The sequence below is a fragment of the Acinetobacter sp. WCHA29 genome, from assembly GCF_002165335.1.
Lineage (GTDB): Bacteria > Pseudomonadota > Gammaproteobacteria > Pseudomonadales > Moraxellaceae > Acinetobacter.
The window spans coordinates 88,126-95,574 of the sequence record NZ_NHRQ01000009.1; the positions used below are offsets into that span (position 1 = coordinate 88,126).

A 7,449-nucleotide genomic window follows, 5' to 3' on the forward strand; every position below is an offset into this window, starting at 1 on the left:
TAAAATTTAGAAAATACGATTTTCATCGCGTTGACGTTTTGGCAATTTATCCATTTGTTTTAATACAGCTTGTGCGATATTGAGGTAGCTCTCTGCGGCTGCATCCTGAGCAATCACACTTGGTTTACCATTATCTGCATGTTCACGAATTTTTGCGTCTAAAGGTAAACGTCCTAATAAAGGAATATCATATTGCTCAGACAATTGATCTCCTCCGCCTATCCCAAAGATCTGTTCTTCATGCCCACAGTTAGAACAAATATGTGTCGACATATTTTCAATAACACCGAGCACAGGAATATTTACTCTGTTAAAGAGTTCGATTCCTTTTACCGCATCCATAAGTGCAACATTTTGCGGCGTCGTGACAATCACCGCGCCTGTTACTGGAATGCGTTGTGCCAAAGTCAGTTGGATATCACCTGTACCAGGTGGCATATCAATCACTAACACATCTAAATCTGGCCAAAGTGTTTGGTTAAAAAGTTGCATCAATGCACCAGTCGCTTTAGGACCACGCCAAGCCACAGGTGTATTGTGTGCACCAATCAAATGTCCGATTGAAAGCACAGCCATACCGTACGCATCTAAAGGCACAAAATTTTCATTTTCAATTTGTGGAGTACGTCCTGCATTCCCTAACATGGTTGGAATACTTGGACCATAAATATCTGCATCCAAAACACCGACTTTTAGACCGAGTTGTTGCAATGCAAGCGCCAGATTCACTGTGGTGGTTGATTTACCGACCCCACCTTTTCCTGACGATACCAATATTACATTTTGAATACGTGGATGTGCAGCCACATCGCGTTGTTGTGGTGCAGCTTTTTGAATCGGTGGATTATTGGGATCGACTTCCGCTTTAGGAGAAGCATCCATTACAGGTGGTAAATTGCTATTTTCTGCTTTTGGCTTCGATGAGCAGCTATGACCTGCTTCACCATGCACTGCATGTTTTTGTTGGATAATATGTAAATTTAACTCTTGGATACCGCATTTTTCCAGAGCTTCAGCGAGTTCGTCGTGAATCTGTTGTAAGTGATCTTTTTCTTGAGGAAAAGTATTAATCGTGAGTTGTAAAATCCGACCCTGTACATTCACATGGCTGATACGATCTTTTAATGCATTTTCAGAATGTGGCAGCACATAATTTTGTAAAACAGTTTGAATTTCATCTTCCTTCATTTCTTGTGCTGGTGAAAAAACAGATTTTAAGGAAGAAAGCCACGACATTTTGTTTACTCCAAAAACAGATGATCAATATATCACTGAGTTTGGCTAGTTTAGCAGTATTGAAGATTTGACGCTCATATCAGAGAAGATAATTGCTCATTTTTTATGAACGTGTTTTCTTCTCTGAGTATAAGCGTGATGTTAAATAGTCATCAAAAGATTAACCTTTGAATTTATTTAATGTATCTGTTGCAGCTTTCTTTAAATCATCCAGTTTATGGCTCGCTTGAGCTTTTAGATCTTCAAGCTTAGCAGCAGCCTCATCTTTTAGTTCAGCAGCTTTTGCTTTGGCATCTTCTAACTTATGGCTTGCTTCTTGTTTTAAATGATCTAATTTCTCTTTGGCTGCGTGCTGAGTATCTGCCAATTTTTCTTTCAGCTCATCTGCTTTAGCAGATAAAGCAGCTTTACCCTCACCATACTGATCCGTTGCATTTGTTTTTAAATCATCTAAAGTTTGCTCACCCTTTTGCTTCAACTCATTCGCTTTATCTTTTGCTTGTTGCAGATCAGCTTTCGTTTGATCAAGATCTTTCGCTGCAAAGTTTTTTACATCCTCCACAGTTTCCTGACCTTTTTGTTTGATATCGCTTCCAAGCTCGCTGACTTTATCTTTAGCCTGCTGAAAGTCTGCTTTGGTTTGCTCTAAATCTTTTGCTGCGAACTGTTTTAACTGATCAATTTTGTCATTACTCATGTCTTGTTCCTCTTGTTATATCGTAATAAATTACCGTTGCTTTCAGTTATAGTTATACAAGATTCTGCGGATATTTAGAGGAATTGCTGCAAATTGAAACAAATGGGATACAGGAAGATTCAAATTTATTGCTGATTAATAACCATTTGAATTTTCATATATAAAAAATCATATAAATGCATAACACAACTAAATTACTTGATACGATCAGACTGCTGAATCTCATACAATACATGCCAACTTAATGGATGATCTTTAGCTAGAGCAGGATGTTGAAATTCTACTAATTTCCTCATCCCTAAGCTTTGCATAAGCGCTTGTGATCGCAGATTTTCTAAAGTGGTAAAAGACACAACAGTTTCAAGCTGCAAATGATTAAAAGCAAATTCTAAGGCGGCATTTGCTGCTTCTTTTGCATAACCTTTGCCCCAAAATGGTTGATCTAAGCGCCAGCCAATTTCAACACAAGGCGAAAATGAAAACTGTGTGGGTTGATCATGTAATCCTACCAAGCCTATCAATTGTTGAGTCTGTTTTAATTCTACTGCCCAAAAGCCCCAACCCTGTTTTTCAATAATTGCCTTTAATTTATCTATATATACATCGCTTTCAGCGCGCGTTAAAACTTTTGGAAAATACCGCATAACCTCTGGATTAGCACTCATCTCTGCAAAAGGTAAATAATCCGTGTCTCGCCATTGGCGTAAAATCAGTCTTGGTGTTTCGATCATTTTTAGAACCATTAAATTTGTATTAAAAACTATTCACAATATAGGGAATTAGATCAGATATACTTTTGCGCTATCGTGAAATTAACCTGACTTATAAAGCTTTATATATGAATGAAAATGAACTTCTAGAAATTCAAAATGAACTGCAAGCTCAACAAAAGCGCCTGAACTATATTCTTTCGAGTAAAAGAAGAATCCAAAGCATGATTGATTCTTTTGAAGGTGATTTGGCAGAACAATTACTTCCTGTCATTCATAATGAAAGCAACGATTATGCTGGAATCGCAACAAGTTTGGCACTTTCAATTTGTTGGAAATTTTCAAAAATTGAATTCCCAAAGACTGTTCATTGGTGCAGTGAATTAAGTATTAGCGATCTACAAGTTAAAGATGAATTTACCGCTGTAATTAAAGCTCAGGCTTGGTTAGGAACTGTAGGAAGTGATGAACTTTGGCAAACACCACTCTTTGCCGAAATTACAGTTGATCCAAAAACCAATCGCTTAAAGAGCTATCACATTCATTTCTTATCAAAAGGAAAAATCATCTCTTTAAGAAAGAACTCTAAGCAAAGCGTAACGGTTAAACAAATGCAGAGTATGTGATCCTTTGGGATACATACTTTTTTAATCAAAATAAGATCATGTTCTTCTTTTGATTTACTTTATTCATCACAAAATAACAACTGTTCGCCCCCATACAACTCAAAGCCAAAATCGGCAGCATCATGAAATACATCTTAATACCGATCTTTAAAGTTGAAAAATCAATGTGGTTCACTTGATCTTCGAACAGGATCATTAAGACCAGTAAAGCCCAAGCAATTAAGATCACAAAACTTATTTTTAAAAACTGGTATAAATCAAAAATCTGAGTGGGCAATTTCAATACTGCAAAAACAATCAGATAAAAGATAAAAGCCAAAACGATGAGTATTGGGGTCAAATACATCATAACTTCCATGCCATCACTGACTACATGAAGCAGATGATTCTGTCGATAATTTAAGAACAAACAAAATGGAATCACAAAACTAAAAACAGAAACTAAACTGGCTGAGACTGATGAAAAAACTAATGACCAAGACCTCATTTTTATTTTCCTCTCTTTGATATTGTGATTATTCTCGATCAAATAGATGTACTTTGATTGAAGCCAAAGTGAAGCTTGTATGAAGTTTCAAAATAAGATTCCCTTCAGGCTAAAAAGATTTCACCGATTCCCTTGTGCAAGTCGCTCTTAAGTCATGTAAAATCATCCACCTTGTAAATACGAATGAGAGAACAATATCCGTGCGTAAAATTTTAGTCACCAATGCCCTTCCTTATGCCAATGGTCCTATCCATATGGGTCACTTACTCGGTTATATCCAAGCAGATATTTGGGTTCGTGCGATGCGTGCAATGGGTCATGACGTGACTTACGTATGTGCGGATGATGCTCATGGTACAGCGATCATGTTACGTGCTGAAGCGAATGGCATCAGCCCTGAAGCGCAAATTGCCAATGTTCAGAAAGAACACATTCGTGATTTTGATGGTTTTGGTGTGCATTTCGATCATTATGATTCAACTCATAGCGATGCAAACAAAGCACGTGCATCTGAGATTTATATTAAAAACCGTGAAGCAGGCAATATCGCTGTTCGCCCTGTCACACAGTTGTTTGATCCTGAAAAAGGCATGTTCTTGTCTGATCGTTTCATTAAAGGCACGTGCCCGAAATGTAAAGCTGAAGATCAATACGGCGACTCATGTGAAGTCTGCGGTACAACCTATAACGCGACTGAGTTATTAAACCCACGCTCAACATTGAGTGGTGCAACGCCAGTTGAGAAATCATCAGATCACTATTTCTTTAAACTACCGAATTTCTCAGAATACTTACAGAAATGGACGCGTGACCAAGGTCGTTTACCATTGTCTATTGCCAACAAGCTAGATGAATGGTTTGAATCGGGTTTATCAGATTGGGATATTTCGCGTGATGCGCCTTATTTCGGTTTTGAAATTCCAGATGCTCCAAACAAATATTTCTATGTTTGGGTAGACGCTCCGATTGGTTATATGTCGAGTTTTGAAAACTACATCAAAACTAAACGTCCTGATCTAAGTTTTGATGATTTCTGGAAAAAAGACAGCGACAAAGAAGTTTATCACTTCATTGGTAAAGACATTGTTTACTTCCATGCACTGTTCTGGCCTGCAATGCTTGAAGGTGCGAACTACCGCACGCCATCTGGTTTATTTGTAAATGGTTTCTTGACGGTGAACGGTCAGAAGATGTCAAAATCTCGCGGCACATTCATCAAAGCTGAAACTTATTTACAGCACTTGAATCCTGAATATTTACGTTATTACTTTGCTTCTAAGCTTTCTGACAAAGTTGAAGATTCGGATTTGAATTTGGATGACTTCGTTCAGAAAGTGAATTCTGACCTTGTCGGTAAAGTGGTAAATATTGCCAGCCGTTGTGCAAAATTCATTAACAGCAATTTCAATAATACGCTTTCAAGCACTTGCGCTGAACCTGAACTGGTTCAAAGCTTTATTGATGCGGGCGACTCAATTGCTCAAGCCTATGAAGCACGCGAGTTCTCGACTGCCATTCGTGAAATCATGGCGCTTGCGGACAAAGCGAATCAATATATTGATGAGAAAAAACCTTGGGCGCTTGCGAAGCAAGAAGGTCAAGAACAACAAGTGCATGATGTTTGCTCAGTTGGTATCAACTTATTCCGTCAACTTGCGATTTACTTGGCTCCTGTTCTTCCAACGCTTGCGGCTCAAGTTCAGTCTTTCTTACAACTTGAAAGCTTTGACTTTGCATCACGTCAGCAAATTTTAATTGCGCATGAAATTGCTCAATTCCAACCACTGATGCAGCGTGTTGATCCTAAAGCAGTTGCAGCCATGGTTGATGCATCTAAAGACTCTTTAGCGGCTGCGGCTGAACCTGTAAAAGTTGAGAAAAAGAAAGAGAAAAAAACTGCACCTGCGAAAGTTGAACCTAAAGTAGGTGAAGCAGAGATCATTGGTATTGAAGACTTTATGAAAGTTGACCTTCGTGTAGCTGAAGTTTTAGAAGCTGCAACGGTAGAAGGTTCTGATAAATTACTTCAACTCACGTTAAATATTGGTGAAGCTGAACCACGTAATGTGTTTAGTGGTATTCGTGAGTTCTATCAGCCAGAAGACTTAAAAGGCAAATTGGTGGTGATGGTGGCTAACCTTGCACCTCGTAAAATGCGTTTTGGTATTTCTAACGGTATGGTACTTGCAGCGGGTAATGACGAAGGTGTTTGGGTAATCTCACCTGAATCAGGCGCTAAAGCTGGCGATAAAGTTTCTTAAGATTTTAAATCTATGATGAGAAAAGCCTCTACGTTGTAGGGGCTTTTTTTATTGGTTTTTAGTTCTCTCTCCTTCTTTAAAAGAGAGGGCTAGGGAGAAGATTTATTAAATCACTGCCCCCACTTTACAATCTAAACTCAATTTTCATTGCGTAGGCATTGCCTTACTTTTGAAAGATCAAAAGTAACAAAAATCTTTTGTTAGCTTGATAATACGTCCATGTATCACAAGCTAACAGCGACATCCATATCGCCTACATCTGAATTAATTTGGTGACGAACTCTGTTTCTTTATTACTTCCAATAATGCAGCTGTCGACTTTAGAACCTCAGCATTCGCTTTAGATTGTTCCTGTATCGAAACTGAGTCCTCTTTAATAGAATCAAAAAGGTTTTGACCAAAATAGCATTTTGCTAAATCAGTCCTAATCTCGTGTTGCTTGTCTTCTGGCAAATGTGCCAAATACTCAGGTAATGCTTCTAATTCCATGAATGTTTGGTGTGCTTGCTCTGAAATTTTTCGATAGAAGCCAATCTGCTTAAAACAGTAAGTAAATAAAGTCGCAATTAAAGCCAGAATTGTTAATTTAATCATTAGAGCATTAGAAACATTTAACGAATCAAAAAAATTGTGTGCAAATAACTGTCCTATAACCAAAGTCACAGATAAACATACGAGTAACATCAGGTACAGTTCATAGACTTCAACAGTTCGCTTATAATCTTTATATTTCTTTTTATAGATTTCTTTTGTTTTTCTCGAGGATGCTTCACCTTTATATAAGTTTAAATCTGATATAAGTTGATCTACTTGATCATTTTTATCATTAAAAATAGGATTAATATCTTTTTCAATGCTTACTTTTAAGTGATTAAAAATAGATTGAGAAGCAAAAAAATACCCTTGAATAATCTTATAATTAGTAATTAATATCTCACAGCCCTCAACCAAATAATAAAAACCACCCTCACCGAAAGTAGGTAATTTTGCTTCGTGAACTACAATAGAATATCCCCTAAAAACACTCTCTAATTTGTCTAATTCTGCAGCGATTGAATCCAAAAAGAATTTTTGGTTTTCACTATCCCAAGTACCTATGTTCTGAAGAATCCGATTACCAATATTTCGACTTTGATAAACATTACCTCGCATAATTCTAGCTATATGAAAGGGATCAGAAACTCTATCCTTTTCATTTTCTTGCATAAACTCTTCCACTATTTTTTCATCAGAATATGTGTCTAATACATTTATAAACTGGTCTAAGTAGTTCTGATATTGCCGTAATTTTTGGTTATATTCTCGCATAGGATGATAAAAGCTTATTGATATTTATAAAATTATACTTTATTTATTAGACTTCCTTCATAAATCATTTTTCAATCAATTTAATTGTTTATCTTTCACCCAATCTAAATTGTATATGCCAGCA

7 protein-coding genes are annotated in these 7,449 nt (G+C 37.0%); 2 read left to right on the forward strand and 5 right to left on the reverse strand.

What is annotated here, in order from left to right:
- Window positions 1-6: 6 nt before the first annotated feature.
- The 3 genes from apbC to CDG59_RS08375 form a co-directional block, all read right to left on the reverse strand.
- Window positions 7-1,236 carry an iron-sulfur cluster carrier protein ApbC gene (gene apbC, locus CDG59_RS08365; RefSeq protein WP_087544780.1) on the reverse strand — a complete coding sequence of 410 codons (1,230 nt, stop codon included), beginning with the start codon at window positions 1,234-1,236 and terminating at the stop codon, window positions 7-9.
- A gap of 160 nt (window positions 1,237-1,396) precedes the next feature.
- Window positions 1,397-1,933: a hypothetical protein gene (locus CDG59_RS08370; RefSeq protein ID WP_087544782.1), complete on the reverse strand. Its 537-nt coding sequence runs from the start codon at window positions 1,931-1,933 to the stop codon at window positions 1,397-1,399.
- Window positions 1,934-2,127: 194 nt separating this feature from the next.
- Window positions 2,128-2,664 (reverse strand): GNAT family N-acetyltransferase, encoded by a 537-nt coding sequence (locus tag CDG59_RS08375; protein WP_087544784.1) that lies wholly within the window; start codon window positions 2,662-2,664, stop codon window positions 2,128-2,130.
- Between the two features lie 107 nt (window positions 2,665-2,771).
- Between CDG59_RS08375 and CDG59_RS08380 the strand changes: the two genes are divergently transcribed.
- Window positions 2,772-3,269, forward strand: coding sequence for a hypothetical protein (locus tag CDG59_RS08380; protein ID WP_087544794.1), 498 nt, complete (start codon window positions 2,772-2,774; stop codon window positions 3,267-3,269).
- A 25-nt stretch (window positions 3,270-3,294) separates the two neighbouring features.
- Here CDG59_RS08380 and CDG59_RS08385 read toward each other — a convergent pair whose 3' ends face one another.
- Window positions 3,295-3,756 (reverse strand): hypothetical protein, encoded by a 462-nt coding sequence (locus tag CDG59_RS08385; protein ID WP_087544786.1) that lies wholly within the window; start codon window positions 3,754-3,756, stop codon window positions 3,295-3,297.
- Window positions 3,757-3,956: 200 nt separating this feature from the next.
- Here CDG59_RS08385 and metG point away from each other — a divergent pair, with 200 nt between their 5' ends.
- The gene (metG, locus tag CDG59_RS08390; RefSeq protein ID WP_087544788.1) at window positions 3,957-6,017 is read left to right on the forward strand and encodes a methionine--tRNA ligase; all 2,061 of its coding nucleotides are present in this window, start codon (window positions 3,957-3,959) and stop codon (window positions 6,015-6,017) included.
- A gap of 264 nt (window positions 6,018-6,281) precedes the next feature.
- Here the strand turns inward: metG and CDG59_RS08395 are convergent, their stop codons facing one another.
- A complete protein-coding gene (locus tag CDG59_RS08395; RefSeq protein ID WP_143225219.1) occupies window positions 6,282-7,223 on the reverse strand; it encodes a hypothetical protein in 942 nt (313 codons plus the stop codon).
- Window positions 7,224-7,449 lie beyond the last annotated feature (226 nt).